The organism is Pseudomonas brassicacearum (genome assembly GCF_000585995.1).
Classification (GTDB): domain Bacteria; phylum Pseudomonadota; class Gammaproteobacteria; order Pseudomonadales; family Pseudomonadaceae; genus Aquipseudomonas; species Aquipseudomonas brassicacearum_A.
The window spans coordinates 1,767,206-1,785,253 of sequence record NZ_CP007410.1 but is presented as its reverse complement, the minus strand read 5'-3'; the positions used below and the strand labels follow the sequence as shown (position 1 = coordinate 1,785,253).

Annotated in this window: 16 protein-coding genes and 1 pseudogene; 10 read left to right on the top strand and 7 right to left on the bottom strand. The window is 62.2% G+C overall.

The features are described from left to right. The first annotated feature begins 66 nt into the window (after positions 1–66). Complete coding sequence (locus CD58_RS07745) at positions 67–423, top strand: 4a-hydroxytetrahydrobiopterin dehydratase (protein ID WP_025212465.1); 357 nt, start codon at positions 67–69, stop codon at positions 421–423. Continuing rightward, positions 423–1,616 (top strand): amino acid aminotransferase, encoded by a 1,194-nt coding sequence (locus CD58_RS07740; protein ID WP_025212464.1) that lies wholly within the window; start codon positions 423–425, stop codon positions 1,614–1,616. Before CD58_RS07745 ends, CD58_RS07740 begins: the two co-directional genes overlap by 1 nt. Before the next feature lie 92 nt (positions 1,617–1,708). On the opposite strand, the gene CD58_RS07735 is transcribed toward CD58_RS07740, so the two are convergent. Continuing rightward, a complete protein-coding gene (locus tag CD58_RS07735; RefSeq protein WP_025212463.1) occupies positions 1,709–2,272 on the bottom strand; it encodes an NAD(P)H nitroreductase in 564 nt (187 codons plus the stop codon). Between the two features lie 170 nt (positions 2,273–2,442). Here CD58_RS07735 and CD58_RS07730 point away from each other — a divergent pair, with 170 nt between their 5' ends. Then, positions 2,443–3,897, top strand: coding sequence for a TrkH family potassium uptake protein (locus CD58_RS07730; RefSeq protein ID WP_025212462.1), 1,455 nt, complete (start codon positions 2,443–2,445; stop codon positions 3,895–3,897). Here CD58_RS07730 and CD58_RS07725 read toward each other — a convergent pair. Continuing rightward, a pseudogene (locus CD58_RS07725) lies at positions 3,854–4,913 on the bottom strand (AraC family transcriptional regulator). The gene CD58_RS07730 and the pseudogene CD58_RS07725 sit on opposite strands and share 44 nt — an antisense overlap. A gap of 321 nt (positions 4,914–5,234) precedes the next feature. Here CD58_RS07725 and CD58_RS07720 point away from each other — a divergent pair. Together CD58_RS07720 and CD58_RS07715 are read left to right on the top strand one after the other, a co-directional pair. Further along, complete coding sequence (locus CD58_RS07720; protein WP_025212461.1) at positions 5,235–5,546, top strand: DUF962 domain-containing protein; 312 nt, start codon at positions 5,235–5,237, stop codon at positions 5,544–5,546. 25 nt (positions 5,547–5,571) lie between these two features. Continuing rightward, the gene (locus CD58_RS07715) at positions 5,572–6,159 is read left to right on the top strand and encodes an HD domain-containing protein (protein WP_025212460.1); all 588 of its coding nucleotides are present in this window, start codon (positions 5,572–5,574) and stop codon (positions 6,157–6,159) included. 154 nt (positions 6,160–6,313) lie between these two features. Here CD58_RS07715 and CD58_RS07710 read toward each other — a convergent pair whose 3' ends face one another. After that, positions 6,314–7,129 carry a UDP-2,3-diacylglucosamine diphosphatase gene (locus CD58_RS07710; protein ID WP_025212459.1) on the bottom strand — a complete coding sequence of 272 codons (816 nt, stop codon included), beginning with the start codon at positions 7,127–7,129 and terminating at the stop codon, positions 6,314–6,316. A gap of 134 nt (positions 7,130–7,263) precedes the next feature. On the opposite strand from CD58_RS07710, the gene CD58_RS07705 reads away from it, so the two are divergent. Together CD58_RS07705 and CD58_RS07700 are read left to right on the top strand one after the other, a co-directional pair. Beyond that, complete coding sequence (locus CD58_RS07705; protein WP_025212458.1) at positions 7,264–8,013, top strand: helix-turn-helix transcriptional regulator; 750 nt, start codon at positions 7,264–7,266, stop codon at positions 8,011–8,013. Between the two features lie 93 nt (positions 8,014–8,106). After that, complete coding sequence (locus tag CD58_RS07700) at positions 8,107–9,000, top strand: DMT family transporter (protein WP_025212457.1); 894 nt, start codon at positions 8,107–8,109, stop codon at positions 8,998–9,000. Here the strand turns inward: CD58_RS07700 and CD58_RS07695 are convergent. Further along, positions 8,994–9,281 (bottom strand): SelT/SelW/SelH family protein, encoded by a 288-nt coding sequence (locus tag CD58_RS07695; RefSeq protein ID WP_025212456.1) that lies wholly within the window; start codon positions 9,279–9,281, stop codon positions 8,994–8,996. The two genes, CD58_RS07700 and CD58_RS07695, sit on opposite strands and share 7 nt — an antisense overlap. 70 nt (positions 9,282–9,351) lie before the next feature. Between CD58_RS07695 and CD58_RS07690 the strand changes: the two genes are divergently transcribed. Continuing rightward, complete coding sequence (locus CD58_RS07690; RefSeq protein WP_025212455.1) at positions 9,352–11,541, top strand: patatin-like phospholipase family protein; 2,190 nt, start codon at positions 9,352–9,354, stop codon at positions 11,539–11,541. Between the two features lie 154 nt (positions 11,542–11,695). Here the strand turns inward: CD58_RS07690 and CD58_RS07685 are convergent, their stop codons facing one another. The 3 genes from CD58_RS07685 to recQ form a co-directional block, all read right to left on the bottom strand. Further along, positions 11,696–13,699 carry a FimV/HubP family polar landmark protein gene (locus tag CD58_RS07685; protein WP_025212454.1) on the bottom strand — a complete coding sequence of 668 codons (2,004 nt, stop codon included), beginning with the start codon at positions 13,697–13,699 and terminating at the stop codon, positions 11,696–11,698. Positions 13,700–13,811: 112 nt separating this feature from the next. Beyond that, entirely contained in the window at positions 13,812–14,246 is a 435-nt protein-coding gene (locus CD58_RS07680; protein WP_003184113.1) for a MarR family transcriptional regulator, read from the bottom strand. A 118-nt stretch (positions 14,247–14,364) separates the two neighbouring features. Beyond that, positions 14,365–16,491 (bottom strand): DNA helicase RecQ, encoded by a 2,127-nt coding sequence (gene recQ / locus CD58_RS07675; RefSeq protein ID WP_025212453.1) that lies wholly within the window; start codon positions 16,489–16,491, stop codon positions 14,365–14,367. 433 nt (positions 16,492–16,924) lie between these two features. On the opposite strand from recQ, the gene CD58_RS07670 reads away from it, so the two are divergent. Beyond that, complete coding sequence (locus CD58_RS07670) at positions 16,925–17,512, top strand: YecA family protein (RefSeq protein ID WP_025212452.1); 588 nt, start codon at positions 16,925–16,927, stop codon at positions 17,510–17,512. Positions 17,513–17,520: 8 nt separating this feature from the next. Further along, positions 17,521–17,916 carry a YbaN family protein gene (locus CD58_RS07665; RefSeq protein WP_025212451.1) on the top strand — a complete coding sequence of 132 codons (396 nt, stop codon included), beginning with the start codon at positions 17,521–17,523 and terminating at the stop codon, positions 17,914–17,916. The last annotated feature ends 132 nt before the right edge of the window (positions 17,917–18,048 follow it).

Below are 18,048 nucleotides of genomic sequence, written 5' to 3'. Positions count from 1 at the left end.
CAGCGCAGCTTTGCTTTAGCGTGGGTGCATCGACGTTTTTCCAATATTCGATCCAGGAACACATTGATGAACACTCTGAACCAAGCCCATTGCGAAGCCTGCCGCGCCGACGCCCCGCAAGTCAGCGACGAAGAACTGCCGCTACTGATCAAGCAGATCCCGGACTGGAACATCGAAGTGCGTGACGGCGTGATGCAGCTGGAAAAAGTATTCCTGTTCAAGAATTTCAAGCACGCCCTGGCATTCACCAACGCCGTCGGTGAAATCTCCGAGGCCGAAGGTCATCACCCTGGCCTGCTCACCGAGTGGGGCAAAGTCACCGTGACCTGGTGGAGCCACTCCATCAAGGGCCTGCATCGCAACGATTTCATCATGGCCGCCCGCACCGATGACGTGGCCAAGACCGCCGAGGGCCGCAAGTAATGCATTTCGATGCCATCGGCCGGGTGCCCGGCGACCCGATCCTCGGCCTGATGGAGGCCTACGGGGCGGACACCAATCCGAGCAAGTTCGACCTGGGCGTGGGCGTCTATAAAGACGCCCAGGGCCTGACACCGATTCTTCAGTCAGTGAAGCAGGCCGAGCAGCGGTTGGTGGATCGCCAGACCACCAAGACCTACATCGGCGGGCACGGCGATGCGGCGTTCGGCCAGTTGCTCAATGAACTGGTGCTGGGTGCCGATTCAACGCTGATCAGCGAAAAGCGCGTCGGTGCGACCCAGACGGCGGGGGGCACCGGTGCCCTGCGCCTGAGTGCCGACTTCATCGCCCAGTGCCTGCCGGGCCGGGGCGTCTGGCTAAGCAACCCGACCTGGCCGATCCACGAAACCATCTTTGCCGCTGCCGGCGTCAAGGCCAGTCACTACCCCTACGTGGGTGCCGACAATCGCCTCGATTTCGAGGCGATGCTGGCGACCCTGGACCAGGCGCCGAAAGGCGATGTGGTGCTACTGCACGCTTGCTGCCACAACCCCACCGGCTTCGACCTGTCCCATGATCAATGGCGCCAGGTGCTGGAGGTGGTGCGCAGCCGTGGTTTGCTGCCGCTGATCGACTTTGCCTACCAGGGCTTTGGCGACGGACTGGAGCAAGACGCCTGGGCGGTTCGGTTGTTTGCTGATGCGCTGCCGGAAGTCCTGATCACCAGTTCCTGCTCGAAGAACTTTGGCCTGTACCGCGACCGCACCGGCGCGCTGATCGTCTGCGCCCGGGATGCCGAGAAGCTGGTGGACATCCGCAGCCAACTGGCAAACATCGCCCGTAACCTATGGTCGACACCGCCCGATCACGGCGCTGCAGTGGTGGCGACGATCCTCGGCAACCCGGAACTCAAAAGCCTGTGGGCCGACGAAGTGCAGGCCATGCGCTTGCGCATCGCGCAATTACGCAGCGGTCTGCTGGAAGCCCTCGAACCCCACGGTTTGCGCGAACGATTCGCCCACATTGGTGTACAACGCGGGATGTTTTCCTACACCGGCCTGACGCCGAAACAGGTCAAGAGCCTGAGGGAGCGGCACAGCGTCTACATGGTGGGCACGGGGCGGGCCAACGTGGCGGGCATCGACGCCACGCGCCTGGACCTGCTGGCCGAGGCTATTGCTGACGTTTGCAAGTAACCCAAGGCCGGGCACTTTCCCTGTGGCGAGGGAGCTTGCTCCCTCGCCACAGTGGATCAACACCCCCCAAGTCATTCGCCGCCCTTGAGACGTTACTGGCCCGTCCACTCCCGGACAAACTGCCCGACATCTTCCTGCGGTGCCGTACGCGCTTCTTTCTGCGGCGTGCCCAGGTAAAGGAAACCGATCACCTCCTCCCCCTCTTCAAGGCCGAGGCCCTCGGCGACATGAGGTGAGTACGACAACTCGCCCGTGCGCCAGACCCCGCCAACGCCTTGGGCGTAAGCCGCCAGCAGAATCCCGTGGGCCGCGCAGGCGGCCGCCAGCCGCTGTTCGGATTTCGGGATTTTGAAATGGTCCTGCAAACGAGCAATGACCACCACGACCAGCGGCGCGCGCAATGGGCCGTTCAGGGCCTTTTCCACCACCGCTTCGGGTGCCTGCGGATCATTGAGCCGCGCCGCTTCGGCCAGGAGTTCACCCATGCGATGACGCGCCGGTCCCTCCACCGTCAAAAAGCGCCATGGCCGCAACTGGCCGTGGTCCGGGGCCCGCATCGCAGCGGCGAACATGACCTCACGCTGTTCGGGCGTGGGTGCCGGTTCGATCAGGCGCGGAACGGAAACACGGTTGAGCAAAGCGTCGAGAGCCTGCATCGGCCACCTCCTGAAAAAATGTCTGGCTATTCTAGTGGCATGTACGCGAGTTCGTTAGTTCAAATTCCGCCACCCGAGGTGCGCTCGCCCCAAGCGTCGCCGGGTGCCGGTTTACATGCCGCTGGTCGCAGGTAGAATGGCGCCCTCCCCTTTCAGCCCGAGCGGACTTCATGGCGTTGCCGACCCTGCGGATCATTGGTTTCATTATCGGCATCTTCCTGATCACCCTGGCGATCTTCATGGTCGTGCCCATGGCCACCTTGCTGATCTTCGAGCGTACCGGCGATCTGCCGTCGTTCCTCTGGTCGAGCATGATCACCTTCGTCGCCGGCCTGGCCCTGGTGCTTCCCGGACGCCCGGAACATATACACCTGCGCCCGCGCGACATGTACCTGCTGACTGTCAGCAGTTGGCTGGTGGTGTGTATCTTTGCCGCGCTGCCGTTCCTGCTGACCCAGCACATCAGCTACACGGATTCGTTCTTCGAAAGCATGTCGGGGATCACCGCCACCGGCGCCACCGTCCTGAGCGGCCTGGACACCATGTCCCCCGGCATCCTGATGTGGCGCTCGTTGCTGCACTGGCTCGGCGGGATCGGCTTCATCGGCATGGCCGTGGCGATCCTGCCGCTGTTGCGCATCGGTGGCATGCGGCTGTTCCAGACCGAATCGTCGGACCGCTCGGAAAAAGTCATGCCCCGCTCGCACATGGTGGCGCGGCTGATCGTGGCGTCCTACGTGGGCATCACCATCCTCGGCACCCTGGCGCTCTGGTGGGCCGGGATGGGCCTGTTCGATGCCATCAACCATTCGATGTCGGCGATCTCCACCGGCGGTTTTTCCACCTCCGACCTGTCCCTGGCCAAATGGACCGAACCGGCCGTGCACTGGGTCGCCATCGTCATCATGATCCTCGGCAGCCTGCCGTTTGCCCTGTATGTCTCGACGCTGCGAGGCAATCGTCGGGCGCTGATCAAGGATCAGCAGGTCCAAGGGCTGATCGGCGTGCTGCTGGTGACCTGGCTGGTGCTCGGCACCTGGTATTGGTTGACCACCGACCTGCATTGGCTGGACGCGCTGCGGCACGTGGCGTTGAACGTGACGTCGATCGTCACCACCACCGGCTTCGCTCTGGGGGACTACAGCCTGTGGGGTAATTTCTCACTGATGCTGTTCTTTTACCTGGGGTTCGTCGGTGGCTGCTCGGGCTCGACAGCCGGCGGGATCAAGATCTTCCGCTTCCAGGTCGCCTACATCCTGCTCCGGGCCAACCTTAATCAACTGATCCACCCGCGTGCGGTGATCAAGCAGAAATACAACGGCCATCGCCTCGACGAAGAAATCGTCCGCTCGATTCTCACCTTCTCGTTCTTCTTCGCCATCACCATCTGCGTGATCGCGCTGCTGCTGTCGCTGCTAGGCGTGGAATGGATGACGGCACTGACCGGCGCGGCCAGTACCGTCTCCGGTGTCGGCCCGGGGTTGGGGGAGACCATTGGCCCGGCCGGCAACTTCGCACCGCTGCCGGATGCGGCCAAGTGGATTCTGTCGGGGGGCATGTTGCTGGGCCGGTTGGAGATCATCACGGTGTTCGTGTTGTGTATCCCGGCGTTCTGGCGTCACTGACCGGCTTGGCCGCGCTCGGCCCGCGCCCGGTATTCACCGGGCGTGGTGTTGAACCAGCGGCGAAAGGCGCGAAAGAAATTACTCGGGTCGGCAAACCCCAACAGATAGGCGATTTCCAGCAGGGTCATGGCCGGTTGTGCCAGGTATTGCTCGGCCAGTTCGCGGCGAGTGTCGTCGAGCAGGCTCTGGAAACTGGTGCCTTCCTCCTGCAAGCGCCGCTGCAAGGTGCGTTGGGACAAGTGCAGCGCCTGCGCCACCACATCACGCTTGGGCTCGCCCTGGGGCAGTAGCCGACACAGCACTTGCCGCGCCTTGTGGGTCACGCGGCTTCCCGAAAACCGCGCCAGATACTCACCGGCAAACCGATCATGGAGCTGCGCCATGGCGTCGTTGGCCGTGGGCAGCGGCGCTTCCATGTCGGCCCGTTCGAAGATCAACGCGTCATAGGCTGCGCCGAACACCAGCGGCGCGTGAAACGCTTGTTGATAAGGGATCAGGTCAACGGGTTCAGTGCCCTGAAACAACACTTTCACCGGATGCAGGGTGCGCCCGGTCAGCCAGTTACACATGGCCAATGCACAAGCCAGGGAGGCTTCGGCACTTTGGCGGGTGGGTGGGAGATGGTCGCCATGCACCGTCAGAATCAGCCCGTAGCCCTCCTCCAGTCGGCGAAAACTCAAGTCGGCACTTTCGGCGATGATCCGCTGATAACGCACCAGCCGCTGGAAACCCTCCACCAAGGTGCGACTCGACATCAAGGCGTAACCGACCACATGAAAGGATGCCGGGCGCACCACTTTGCCCATGTTCAGGGCGATGGCCGGGTTGCCCGACAACTCCACCGCCCGCTGCCAGAGTCGCGTCATCGAGTCCTGGGGAAAGCGCGCATCCGGATCGTCCAGCGCGTCAAAGTCCAGCCCCAGTTGCTTGAACAGCGCCCGACAATCCAGACCGTCCATTTCCAGCGCCTTGACAATCCCCATCGCCCAGCTTGAAGAAGTCGTTCGTTCGTTCATGACGTTTTTACTTGCATGACGAGCCGCGGGGTACGGCTGGATTTGCGAAGGATACCAGTGTCCTGTCTTACAAATAATGCTCCTTTTGGGCGAGCGGCTGTTGTCGTCAGGCAAGGCGCCGCGACGAGTCATAGCCCGCTATGGCGAGGAGCGGCAACGCAGCATGACGGCAACAGACGCCGTCCAAAAAGAGCAGTATTTGTAAGACAGGACACTAGAGTGGCGCTTATTGTCACTGGCTGTAGCAAATGGTAGCTCTAGACTTCAATCAGGTTGTTGGATGCAAAACTCACCAGAAAAATAACCAAAGAGCCCCCAGTCTTGGAAAACACCCGACGATTCAACAGCTTCGCTGAGTTCTACCCGTATTACCTCAGCGAGCACAGCAACAGCACCTGCCGACGACTGCACTTTGTCGGCACTTCCCTGCTGATGCTGATTTTCCTCCTGGCGTTCGTCGCGGGTACTTGGTGGTGGTTGCTCGCCCTGCCTGTCGCGGGCTACGGCTTCGCCTGGGTCGGGCACTTTTTCTTCGAAAAGAACCGCCCCGCCACTTTCCAGTATCCGTTCTACAGTTTGCTCGGCGACTTCGCCATGTACCGCGACATGCTGCTGGGCAAGGTCGCGTTCTAGCAGCCATGCAATCAAAGGATGATCGATGAGCTCACGCGCAGGCTTTACCCACATGCAGGACGGCACCCATCAAGACTGGGCGATCATCGCAGCCGACTTCAGCGCCTACGCACGGCAATTGCCGGGCCGGATCCTGACCCACCTGAAATTGCTGGACGGAGACTTCGGCGGGTTCCCGGTGGATCGCCTGACCCACTCCCTGCAAACCGCCACCCGGGCCTACCGGGACGGGCGGGATGAGGAATACGTGATCTGCGCCCTGCTCCACGACATCGGCGACACGCTGGGCTCTTACAACCACCCGGACATCGCCGCAGCCATCCTCAAGCCCTTCGTCAGCGCCGAAAACCTGTGGATGGTGGAGAAACACGGGATCTTCCAGGGGTATTACTTCTTTCATCACCTGGGCATGGATCGGCACCTGCGGGAGCAATTCAGCGGGCATCCGCAGTACCAGGCGACCATTGATTTTTGTGCGAAGTACGACGCGGCCGCGTTCGATGCCGAGTACGACACCCTGCCGTTGAGTTTCTTCGAGCCGATGCTGGAAAGGCTATTCGCCGCGCCAAAGCAGTCGATCTACAAGGCGGCGATGGCTGACATACCGGCCTGACAGACACAGCGCCCCTGTGGCGAGGGGATTTATCCCCGCTGGGCTGCGCAGCAGCCCCAAAATGACTACCTGAGTTTGCGATCTACCTGATAAACCGAGGGGGCTGCTACGCAGCCCAACGGGGATAAATCCCCTCGCCACAAGGGTGTAAGACTCACGCAGGTTCGGCGACCTTTTCGGCCTTGAGCAGCGCCTCCCGCGCCTGAGCCTCCGCCAGCCGATACAGCTCGATCGACCCATCCCAATGTTCGATCAGCGCCGTGCACGACTCGACCCAATCGCCACAATTGAGGTACTCCACCTCGCCCACCATCCGAATCTCGGCATGGTGAATATGCCCACACACCACGCCATGCAGTTCGCGCTTCACACACTCATGGGCGATGGCTTCTTCGAAATCGCTGATGAAGCTGACGGCCGTCTTGACCTTGTGCTTGAGGTACGCCGATAACGACCAGTAACCGTAGCCATAACGGGCTCGCCAATGGTTGAGCCAACGGTTCAGCGTGAGGGTGAACTCGTAGGCCGAATCGCCAAGGAACGCCAGCCAACGGTGGTAACGGGTGATGACGTCGAATTGATCGCCATGGATCACCAGCAGGTGCCGACCGTCGGCGGTGACGTGCACGGCTTCGTCCACCAACTGGATATTGCCCAGGATCAACTTCGAATAACGCCGCAGGAATTCATCATGGTTACCGGTGACGTAAATGACCTCGGTGCCGCGCTTGCTCATGGTCAGCAAGCGGCGAATGACGTTGGTATGAGCCTGGGGCCAGTACATGCCACCGCGCAGCTTCCAGCCGTCGATGATGTCTCCGACCAGGTAGATCTTGTCGGCGTGATAGCCCTTGAGGAACTGCGACAAGTGCTCGGCCTGGCAATCCCGAGTGCCCAGGTGCACATCGGAAATCCATAGGGTGCGAACACGCTGTTTGCGGCTGGGTCTGGCGAGCTCGGCGCTGGTCATGGGCAACCCTCTGATCGTTTGTGCCACTGTGCACGCCAGCGGTTAATGGCCCATGACAAACACAAGTCGATTACATGACAGCGCGAGGCGCCGCGCCCTCGGTGTAGACTGACCGCCTGCCACGGGAGACCGCGATGAGACCGATCCTCACGCTACGCCAATACAGCCACGACTTGATTGTCCACAGCCACGACCATGCCCAACTGGTGTTCGGGCTGTCCGGCGCGCTGGATTTCGAGGTCGAAGGGTGCGGCAGCCAAGTGGTGCAACAGAGTTTCGTGGTGGTACCGGCCGGCGCCCATCACGCGTGCGGCAGCCCCCATGGCAGTCGTTGCCTGGTGCTGGATGTGCCGAGCGATGAATGGCTCGGGCAATCCCTGGGGGATCATGCCGACGCCAGCCGCCGTTTGCTCGACGACAGCGCTCGCCTGCCCCTGGATGCGGGGCAAAGCCAATTGGTCAGTTGGCTTGCCGGGAGTCCGGTGCAGGACCCGGTGATCGCCCAGCAAGGCGCAGTGCTGCTCCTGGCCAGCCTCAATGGCGCTCGCCCCGAAACGGTCGGCGGTCGGCGCCTGCCCTACGCCGCACTCAATGCCCATATCGACCAATACGCCGCCTATCCGCTGCAAGTGGCGGACCTGGCGCAGGTCGCAGGGCTCTCCAGTGCCCGCCTGCATGCGCGATTCGTCGCCGAATGTGGGCAAACCCCGATGGATTACATCCGCAGCCGCCGCTTGCACAAGGCCGTCGAATTACTGCGCGGTTCGGACCTGCCTATCGGTGAAATCGCCCATCGGGTCGGCTACAGCTCCCAAAGCGCCTTCGCCGCGGCAGTGCTGCGCGAATTCGGCGCCTCGCCGGGCAAGCTGCGACGCCGACGCTAGCTTCGCGCTAAAAATCGCTAGGATCGCGACAGACAAAAACGGCCAGCCAAGGGTTCAATACCCTGATCCGCAACCGTTTGAACAAGGACCGCAATGACACCCCGTACCGCCCTCGGCGCCCTGCACATCGGCGCACTCATGTTTGGCCTGACCGGTGTATTCGGCAAACTCGCCGCCGCCTCGCCGACGGTCATCGTCTTCGGTCGCGCCGTATTCGCGGTGTTGGCCCTGGCGGTTTTTGCCCGCTTCGCCAGCAGCACCCGCTGGCAGAAACTCCGGGCCCAGGACGGCCGCCGCTTGCTGCTCGGTGGGCTGTTGTTGACCGGGCACTGGGTGAGCTTTTTCATCTCGGTGAAAATCGCCGGCGTGGCCATCGCCACGTTGGGATTCGCCAGTTTCCCAGCTTTTACGGTGCTGCTCGAGGGGCTGATTTTCCGCGAGCGGATTCGCCTCAATGAAATCCTGCTGGTGGTATTGGTGAGCGTCGGCCTGGTGCTGGTCACGCCGAACTTCGACCTGGCCAGTGGCGCCACCACCGGACTGCTGTGGGCCGTGGCCTCTGGATTGCTGTTTTCCCTGCTGTCACTGACCAACCGCGCCGGTTCCGCCCGGGTACCACCGGTCCAGGCCGCGTTGTGCCAGAACCTGGTGGTCGGGTTGTGTCTGTTGCCGATGGCCGCGCCACAACTGAGCGACGTGCGCCCGCTCGACTGGCTGTGGATCGCGTTGCTCGGTGTGTTCTGCACTGGCCTGGCCCACAGCCTGTTCGTCGCCAGCCTGGCGGTGATCAAGGCTCGCACCGCAGCGGTGGTGTTCGCCATGGAGCCGGTCTACGGCATCACCATGGCCTGGCTGCTGTTCGATGAAAATCCGACACTGCGCATGCTGCTGGGGGGCGTGGTGATCATCGCCGCCATCGTGGTGTCGAGCCAACTGGGCGGCAGCTCAAGGAAACCGGGGGTTGGCACCGAAGCGGCGTCTCACTGAACCCGGTCGTTGTGGCCCAGGTCCCGGGCCGGATCGATCTGGTCGCGAACCCGTTGTTTGAGGACCTTGGCTTCGGGGAAACCACCATCGGCCTTGCGTTCCCAGAGCTGCGTGCCGTCGCAACTGATGTGGAATATCCCGCCGGTGCCCGGCACCAAAGACACTTTGCCCAAGTCATCGCTGAAAGTGCTGAGCAGTTCCTGCGCCAGCCAGGCGGCGCGCAACAGCCATTGGCACTGGGTGCAATAGGTGATGACGACTTCCGGTTTGTGTTCGGTCATTGCGGGTGGACTCCTGGGTTCGAAGGCGTCGCTATAATACTCGCCTTTGATCGCCCGCCCGAGATTGACGATGCGCCGCCTGCTGCCCTGCCTGCTTCTGTTGCTAATGCCCTTGTTCACTCATGCCGTCGAAGCACCGCGCCCGAAAATCGGCCTGGTGTTGTCCGGCGGCGCGGCGCGCGGCCTGGCCCACATCGGCGTGCTCAAGGCCCTGGAAGAGCAAGGCATCAAGATTGACGCGATTGCCGGCACCAGCATGGGCGCAGTCATCGGCGGGTTGTACGCCTCAGGCTACAAGATCGACGAACTGGAGAAACTCGCCCTGGGCATCGACTGGCAACAGGCACTCTCCGACGCTCCGCCACGCAAGGACGTGCCGTTCCGGCGCAAGCAGGATGACCGGGACTTCCTGGTGAAACAGAAACTGAGCTTTCGCGATGACGGCAGCCTCGGTTTGCCACTGGGGGTCATTCAGGGCCAAAACCTGGCCTTGCTGCTCGAAAGCCTGTTGGCCCACGCCAGCGACACCCGGAACTTCGACAAACTGCCGATCCCTTTCCGCGCGGTCGCGACCGACATCGCCAGCGGCGAAAAAGTGGTGTTCAGCAAAGGCCACCTGCCCAAAGTGATTCGCGCCAGCATGTCGATCCCGGCGGTGTTCGCCCCGGTGGAACTGGACGGCCGGCTGTTGGTGGACGGCGGCATGAGCGACAACATCCCGCTGGACGTGGCCCGGCAAATGGGCGTGGACGTGGCCATCGTGGTCGACATCGGCACACCACTGCGCAACCGCAAGCAATTGGTCACGGTGGTCGACGTGCTGAACCAGTCGACGACCCTGATGACCCGGCGCAACTCTGAAGAGCAGTTGGCAACGCTGAAAAAAGACGACGTGCTGATCCAGCCGGCCCTGGCGAGCTTTGGCTCGACTGACTTCGGTCGCGCCCAGGAAATGATCGACGCCGGCTACCGCGCCACCCGGATACTCGAGGTTCGCCTGGCCCGTCTGCGTCCCGCCGAGCCGGTCGATCCTGCTCTCACGGCGGCGCGCACCCCGAGCGAACGCACGCCGGTCATCACCGCGATTCGGGTAGAGAACGATTCGAAAGTCGGCGACGACGTGATTCGCTATTACGTGCGCCAGCAAATCGGCGAACCACTGGACCTGGGTCGCTTGCAGAGCGACATGGGGACGCTGTACGGCCTGGATTATTTCGAACAAGTGCAGTATCGCGTGGTGCGCAAGGGGCCCGACCATACGCTGGTGATCAGCGCCCGGGGCAAACGCACCGGCACCGACTACCTGCGACTGGGGCTGAGCCTGTCGGACGACATGCGCGGCGACAGCGCCTTCAACCTCGGTGCCAGTTATCGGGTCAACGGCATCAATCGCCTGGGCGCCGAATGGCTGACCCGGGCGCAAATCGGCGGCAAGCAAGAGTTGTACAGCGAGTTTTACCAACCGCTGGATGTTGGCTCGCGCTACTTCATCGCCCCTTATGGGCAATTCGAATCGCGCAACGTGGAGTCCATCCTGGACAACGATCCAGTGGCCCAATATCGCGTCGAGCGCTATGGCTTCGGCCTGAACGTAGGCCGCCAGATCGGCAACAGTGGCGAGATTCGTTTCGGTGTCGGCCAAGCCTGGGGCAAGGCGGACGTGCGCATCGGCGACCACGACCAGCCCAGCGAGAACTTCAACGAAGGCTTCTACGAACTGAAATACTCATTCGATTCCTTCGACAATGTGTACTTCCCCCATGAAGGCGAAGACATCGGCCTGACCTGGCGCCAGTACGAACCGGGGTTGGGATCCGATGAGCGTTATCGCCAGTGGGAATTCAAACTGGACAAGGCCCTGAGCAGCGGCCCGGACACCTTCATCCTCGGCGGGCGCTACGGCCGAACCCTCGACACGGCCGAAGTGGTGACTTCAAGCTTTGTACTCGGTGGTGCTCGGCAGCTGTCAGGCTTTCGTGAAGACGGCATATCCGGGCAGAACATCAGCCTGATGCGCGCCGTGTACTACCGCCGGCTCACGCCACGGGCCTACCTGCCGCTGGACTTTCCACTGTACATCGGCGGCTCTCTGGAACGCGGCCGGGCGTGGAACAACGACAATGAATTCGACAGCGGCTACATCAATGCCGCCAGCATTTTCCTAGGCTTTGACACACCGCTGGGGCCATTGAATTTCAGTTATGGCTTTAACGATGATGATGAACAGGCGGTGTACCTGAACCTGGGGCAGACGTTTTGAAGGGCTGGGGGTTTGCCTGGGAAAGATGACCACCTGGCAGGCCGCTATCGCGAGCAAGCTCGCTCCCACAGGGATTTGCGGTGTACACCCTCCAACTGTGGGAGCGAGCTTGCTCGCGATAGCGGCGGCACATGCAACACCGATCGATAGAGCTTCAGCGAATCCCAGCCAGCAACACCCGGGCAGTCTGCTTGAGGGGTTCGTCACCCTCTTCGAGCAATTCTTCAAGCAGGGTGATGGCGGTCTCCACATCACCGTCGTCGATGCAGTTTTGCGCCTGCTCCAGTTTGATTGAATGTTCCGGTGCCTGAGGTTCGAAGGGCATGGTTTCGAAGGGCATGGTTTCGAGGGTCATGGATTCGAGCGGCAGCGGCTCCAGCTCCAGGGACTGCTCTTCATCGGCAAACCCGTCGAGAAAGGCGTCGTCCAGCGACTCGGTTTCCAGTGGGGCGCCCCATTGCAGGTCCGACTCGTCGAAACCCGAGAGCGATAACCCCTCGGGCGCATCGACAGCAGGCGATGGCGCAGCAGTTTTTCCAGGGGCGTTGTCCGAGGCTTCGGTCAGGTCCCAGCTGGTCTCCATGGACAGCGCCTCCAGATCCAGCTCGAATTCGTCGCCGGGCACGCCTGCAGGTTCAGGTTCAGGTGCAGAGGCCGGTGCCAGCGGTTCTATCGGCGCCACCACAGGGGCGGTGATCGCCGCGACCTTGGGGTAGCGCCCGCGAATCTCCTCCAGCGTTCTGGCATCGACACCCTGGGCCAATAGATGATGCTCCTGGGCCTGGAAACCAATGACATCGCCCTGCTTGCCCAGCACCTCCAGCAACTTGAGCCCGAGATCGGTGCGCTCCGGCTCCGCCAGTAACGCGGCACGCAGCAATCCTGCAGCTTCGGTGAAACGACCATAGGTCAGGTAAATCCCGACGCCATCCAGCACATCCCCCAAGGGCGCGTCACCGTTATTGAACGACGCGGCGGCCTCGGGCTGCTCCGTGTGGGTTGTCGAGGCATAAGTGTCGGTGTCGTCGTCCTCCAGCATCGGTTCGGGACGTCCAGGCATTGGCTGCGCGTCGACCTGCTCCTGCTGCTGCCGACGACGGAGCAACAGCAACAACGCCAGCAAACCCAGCAGGCCCACCAGTCCCGCTATCCACAGCCAATTGATGCCCTCAGGTTCCGGGGTTGGCTCTGTCACTGGCGCTGCGTCCGTCTCCGGCGCAGCAACAGGTGCAGGTGGCTCCGACTGTGGCGGCGTCGGCGCAACCGCAGCGGGCGCCACCTCGGCCAGTCGCGTCTGCAACTCGCTGATCTGCTTGCGCTGACCGGCAATTTCCTGATCCTGGGCCTGAAGTCGGGCCTGCAGTTCGTCGATGGTTTGCTGTTGCTGTTGGTTTTGCAGCACGCTGCCAGCCAATTGCTCATCGGACGCAACGGAGGCCGGGGCAGCCGTTTGAGCAGGCGTTGGCAGTACCGCCGAGTCGGGCAATAACAAGCGCTGCCCGATGGAGAGCCGGTCACTGCCAAGGTTCAGGGCCTGGATCCCCTGCATCAGCTCATTGACCGACGCGTTGCTGCCGGCGTCATGCAAGCGTTTGGCGATGACCCAGGGGTTGTCCCCCTGCACAACCGTGTAGCGCTTGCCCTGTACCGCCGGGGGCGGCTTGATGGCAGGCGTTGCCCGGGTCGCGAGCGAAGACTCGGGGGCACCAGAAGGGTCATCGCGGGCCGGCACGATACCCGGTGTACCTGGCGGGTCGAGCAGCACGGTGTATTCGCGCAGCAGACGTCCGTTGGGTTGATTGAGTTGCACCAGGAAATTGAGGAACGGTTCCTCGACGGGTTTACTGGAGGTCACCCGAATGAAACTGCGCTCACCGCGCAGCACGGGCGTGAAGCGCAGGCTGTTGAGAAAGAACACCCGCTCCACACCCGCACGGCTGAAATCGTCAGGGTTGGCCAGGCTGGCCGACAAATCGCCCTCACTCACCCCTGCCACATCGACCAGGGCGATATCGGCGCGCAACGGCTGGTTCAAGGCGGAATGAAGCGTGATCTCCCCCAGCCCCAGCGCGGAAGCCAAAGCCGAATACCCAAGGGCACCCACGACGACCGACACGTTGACCCAACTGCGCAACGTGGACTGCAAACTTCCAAGCATGGGCATCCCTTTCGATTACCGGACTGAGCGAAACGCATCCAATACGAACGCTTAGTACTGGTTATAGTTCGCTAATCGCCGAATCTCAAAAGTCTGGCGCCGGGGAAGTGCCTCAGGATTTTTCCAGGTTGGCCAGGATCGTGCCGTGGACCCGCATGCACACCCGCATGTCCGCCTCGTCGACGCCCTCGAACAACTCCCGGCGCAACTGAGTGGCGATGGTTTCGATTTGTTCGATCAAAGGTCGGGCCGGTGCGCAGAGCACGATTTTTTTGGCCCGACGATCCTCCGCCACTGCCTGGCGCTGCACCAGCCCCTGGGTTTCCAGGCTGTCGAGCAACCGGGCCAGGGTCGGGCCTTCGACGGCGACGCTCTGGGCCAGCTCGCGCTGGGTCGGCGCCTGTTCGAAACGGGCCAGGTGCAACAGCACCAGCCAGCGCGCCTGGGACAGGCCCAGCCCGGCCAGGCGACGATCCAGCTCGGCGCGCCAGCCTCGGGACATTTGCGCCAGCTGCATGCCAAAACGGTGTTGATCGGTTAAAGGCATATAAAAACTCATCAGATCTGAAATAGAGAAAAACTAATTATTAGTCAGCTAAGCATGAGCTTCGGATTCAAGCAAGGTTTGCCCTGTACTGAATCGTTAAAGGTGCGTAACTCATTGATCAAACTTCGAATTCCGACTGCAACGCAGCCCTGACGCAATAAAGGACACCTTCAGGCACCCGGCCGACAAACAGCGCGGCGATTTCCGACACCGGCGGTAACTCGCCTTCGCCATCCAGAAACGCATCCTGCACCTCGCCCAGCAGTTCCTCGGGTAAGTCCAGTGCCTGCTCCAGGGACAATTGTTGTTTACCGATGGCCTCGGCCAACATTGTGTAGACGTTTTTCTCAGAGCATTGCAGTTGCCCGGCGATCTGCAGCGGCGTCATGCCGGCGCGGGCCAGGGTGATCAGTTCGTGGCGTACATCGGCCACCACTTTCGGCGCCTCGACCTCGCCACCGAGCACCTGGAGGAAGGCCTCGCCATAACGCTCCAGCTTGCGCGCGCCCACGCCGCTGACGCGGGCCATTTCGGCCAGGGACGTAGGCTGGCTGCGGAGCATTTCCAGCAGCGTCGAGTCGGGGAAAATGACGTACGGCGGCACACCGTGTTCTTCGGCCAGCTTGCGGCGCAAGGCGCGCAAGGCTTCCCATTGATCGCGCTCTTCACCGCGCACCAGTTGGCTGGCCTGGCTCTTGCTGCTCTTGACCGCCGTCGCCGGCTTGAGGTCACGGCGCAGTTCAAGGGTGACCTCGCCCTTGAGCAAGGGCCGGCAGCTCGCGCTCAGGCGCAGGCCGCCGTAGCCTTCCAGGTCAATGTCGGCCAGGCCGCGGGCCACCAGCTGTCGGAACAGTGACCGCCATTCGCTCTCGGTGCGGGCCTTGCCCACCCCGAAGACCGAGAGGTGTTGGTGGCCGAAGTTACGGACTTTCTCGTTGTCCTTGCCCAGCAACACGTCCACCAGATGCCCCACGCCGTAGCGCTGGCCGGTGCGATAGATGGCCGACAGCGCCTGGCGGGCCGGTTCGGTGGCGTCCCAGGTTTCCACGCCGTCGACGCAATTGTCGCAATGCCCACAAGGCTGGGGCATGTCTTCATCGAAATAGGCCAGCAGGGTCTGGCGACGGCAGCGGGTTTCTTCGCAGAGCGAGAGCATGGCGTCGAGCTTGTGCTGCTCCAGGCGCTTGTGGCGTTCGTCGCCTTCGGAGTTCTGCAGCATCTGCTTGAGCATCACCACGTCTTGCAGGCCGTAGGCCATCCAGGCATCGGCCGGCAAGCCATCACGGCCGGCCCGCCCGGTTTCCTGGTAGTAGGCCTCGAGGGACTTGGGCAAGTCCAGGTGAGCGACGAAACGGACGTTGGGCTTGTCGATCCCCATGCCGAACGCCACGGTGGCCACCATGATCAGGCCTTCCTCGTTGAGGAAACGTTTCTGATGGTAAGCCCGCAGGTCGTTGGGCAGCCCGGCGTGATACGGCAACGCCGGAAAGCCCTGCTCGCACAGGAACGCCGCCACTTCATCAACCTTCTTGCGCGACAGGCAATAGACAATGCCGGCATCGCTGCGCCGCTCGGCGATGAACGCCAGCAACTGCTTGCGCGGCTGCTCCTTGGGCACGATGCGATAGAAAATGTTGGGTCGGTCGAAGCTGGAAAGAAACCGCTCGGCGTCCTGCAAGTGCAGGCGCTCGACGATTTCTTCACGGGTGCGTTTGTCGGCGGTGGCGGTCAGGGCGATGCGCGGTACGTCGGGGAACAGCTCCGCCAGTTGCCCCAATTGCAGGTATTCGCGGCGGAAATCATGACCCCATTGGGACACGCAGTGGGCTTCGTCGATGGCGAACAGGGCGATTTCCAGGCTCTGCAAGAACGCCAGCATGCGCGGCTGCACCAGGCGTTCGGGAGCCAGGTAGAGCATTTTCACTTCGCCGCGCTTGATACGCGTCGCCAGGTCTCGCTGCTGCTCGGCGCTCAGGGTGGAGTTCAGCGCGGCGGCCGCCACACCCAGCTCTTCAAGGGTCGCGACCTGGTCGTCCATCAAGGCGATCAACGGCGATACCACCACCGCCAGGCCGTCGCGCAGCAGCGCCGGCACCTGGAAGCACAAGGACTTGCCGCCGCCGGTGGGCATCAGCACCAGGGCATCGCCGCCACTGGCCACGCGCTCAATAATGGCACCCTGGCGGCCACGGAAACTGTCGTAGCCGAAGATGTCCTTGAGGACGCGTTGAGCCTGTTCGAGCATAGAAACTCCAAAAATCACCGAAACATCCCTGCAAGGCTGGTTCAGAATCAAAAAAGCTGCACCGGCAAATCGTAAGTGCGCGTTTCGAACCGGCGGGACGCCGCAGGGCATCACAAAACGCGGCAGTATACCCGAGGCCTTCGTCGCGAAGGGCGTCGCTGACAAGAGGTGTTCGATGAAGCCCTTGCACTGTTGCCAGTCATGCACCGAACCTGTGGCGAGGGAGCTTGCTCCCGCTGGGTGGCGCAGCCGCCCCAAAAAACAGGGCCGCTGCGCGCCCCAGCGGGAGCAAGCTCCCTCGCCACGGGGGATATGTGCCAGGGCATGCGGGCAACCCAGCCCTTACCGACAAGGCAAATGCGCCACGCGGCTGGCCTGTGCGCTCAAGAAGGCCTAGAATTCCCGCATTGTTTATTCCCCAAGGTAGCCCGTAATGTCCTTCGCTGAGCAACTGACCCGCCTGCAAGTCTTCCTCGACGCCGATGAGCTGCACGAAGAGGCGCTGGATTACGTGGCCGCTCACGGCTATCTGACCGCCCTGTCGATCTGCTCCGAAACGGTGCCGGATCGTGAGTGGATCGACGCCTTGTTCGCCGAAGAGCCGCATTACAGCGACGAAGCCCAGCGCGCCGAAATCGAAGCCACGCTGGTCGGCCTCAAGGCCCACATCGCCCGCCAATTGGCTTCCGACGAAGAATTCGAACTGCCGTGCGAACTGGACCTGGGCGATGACCCGGACGATTCGGAACTGCGTGGCTGGTGCATCGGCTTCATGGAAGGCGTGTTCCTGCGCGAAGCCGCCTGGTTCGAAACCGCCGAAGAAGAAGTCAGCGAAATGCTCCTGCCGATCATGGTGGGTTCCGGCCTGTTCGACGAACAACCGGAGTTTTCCGACATCGCCGCCGACGCGAACCTGATGGACGACATGATCGTGCAGATCCCGGAAGCCCTTACCGCCCTGTACCTGCTGTGCAACGCACCGGACGAGAAACCGGCGATCCTCAAGCCGCGTCACCACTGAGCGACCGGGTGCCCGCGCCCATCGGCAACCGCCCGTTGATCCTGCGTTACGCTCTGCTGGCCATTGGCTGGCTGAGCGTGGTGCTGGGGGTCATCGGCATCTTCGTTCCCGTACTGCCCACCACCCCTTTCCTGCTGTTGGCCGCCGCCTGCTTCGCCCGCAGCTCACCGCGTTTCTATCGCTGGCTGGTGGAACATCCCCGCCTCGGCCCGTGGATCAGCGACTATCTCAGCGGCAACGGCATCCCGCTCAAAGGCAAGGTCTACGCCATCGGCCTGATGTGGGCGAGCATCCTCTTTTCCTGCTACCTGGTGCCCCTGCCGTGGGCTCGGGGGTTCATGCTGACCAGTGCGGTGCTGGTGACGGTTTATATCCTCAGGCAGAAGACGCTGCGCAAGCCTTGAATGTGGCACGAGCCTGGATCTCCTGTGGCGAGGGAGCTTGCTCCCGCTGGGTGGCGAAGCCGCCCCAAATGAAGTAACTCAATTTTCCTGACACATCGCACCAAGCCTTTTTTGCGACTGCTGCGCAGCCGA

Bases quoted from the DNA above. Each gene is read 5' to 3' on its own strand.
- CD58_RS07735 (WP_025212463.1), bottom strand. From the start codon at position 2,272: ATGCAGGCTCTCGACGCTTTGCTCAACCGTGTTTCCGTTCCGCGCCTG.
- recQ (WP_025212453.1), bottom strand. From the start codon at position 16,491: ATGCTCGAACAGGCTCAACGCGTCCTCAAGGACATCTTCGGCTACGAC.
- CD58_RS07700 (WP_025212457.1), top strand. From the start codon at position 8,107: ATGACACCCCGTACCGCCCTCGGCGCCCTGCACATCGGCGCACTCATG.
- CD58_RS07715 (WP_025212460.1), top strand. From the start codon at position 5,572: ATGAGCTCACGCGCAGGCTTTACCCACATGCAGGACGGCACCCATCAA.
- CD58_RS07745 (WP_025212465.1), top strand. From the start codon at position 67: ATGAACACTCTGAACCAAGCCCATTGCGAAGCCTGCCGCGCCGACGCC.
- CD58_RS07670 (WP_025212452.1), top strand. From the start codon at position 16,925: ATGTCCTTCGCTGAGCAACTGACCCGCCTGCAAGTCTTCCTCGACGCC.
- CD58_RS07740 (WP_025212464.1), top strand. From the start codon at position 423: ATGCATTTCGATGCCATCGGCCGGGTGCCCGGCGACCCGATCCTCGGC.
- CD58_RS07685 (WP_025212454.1), bottom strand. From the start codon at position 13,699: ATGCTTGGAAGTTTGCAGTCCACGTTGCGCAGTTGGGTCAACGTGTCG.
- CD58_RS07690 (WP_025212455.1), top strand. From the start codon at position 9,352: ATGCGCCGCCTGCTGCCCTGCCTGCTTCTGTTGCTAATGCCCTTGTTC.
- CD58_RS07710 (WP_025212459.1), bottom strand. From the start codon at position 7,129: ATGACCAGCGCCGAGCTCGCCAGACCCAGCCGCAAACAGCGTGTTCGC.
- CD58_RS07695 (WP_025212456.1), bottom strand. From the start codon at position 9,281: ATGACCGAACACAAACCGGAAGTCGTCATCACCTATTGCACCCAGTGC.
- CD58_RS07680 (WP_003184113.1), bottom strand. From the start codon at position 14,246: ATGCCTTTAACCGATCAACACCGTTTTGGCATGCAGCTGGCGCAAATG.
- CD58_RS07705 (WP_025212458.1), top strand. From the start codon at position 7,264: ATGAGACCGATCCTCACGCTACGCCAATACAGCCACGACTTGATTGTC.
- CD58_RS07730 (WP_025212462.1), top strand. From the start codon at position 2,443: ATGGCGTTGCCGACCCTGCGGATCATTGGTTTCATTATCGGCATCTTC.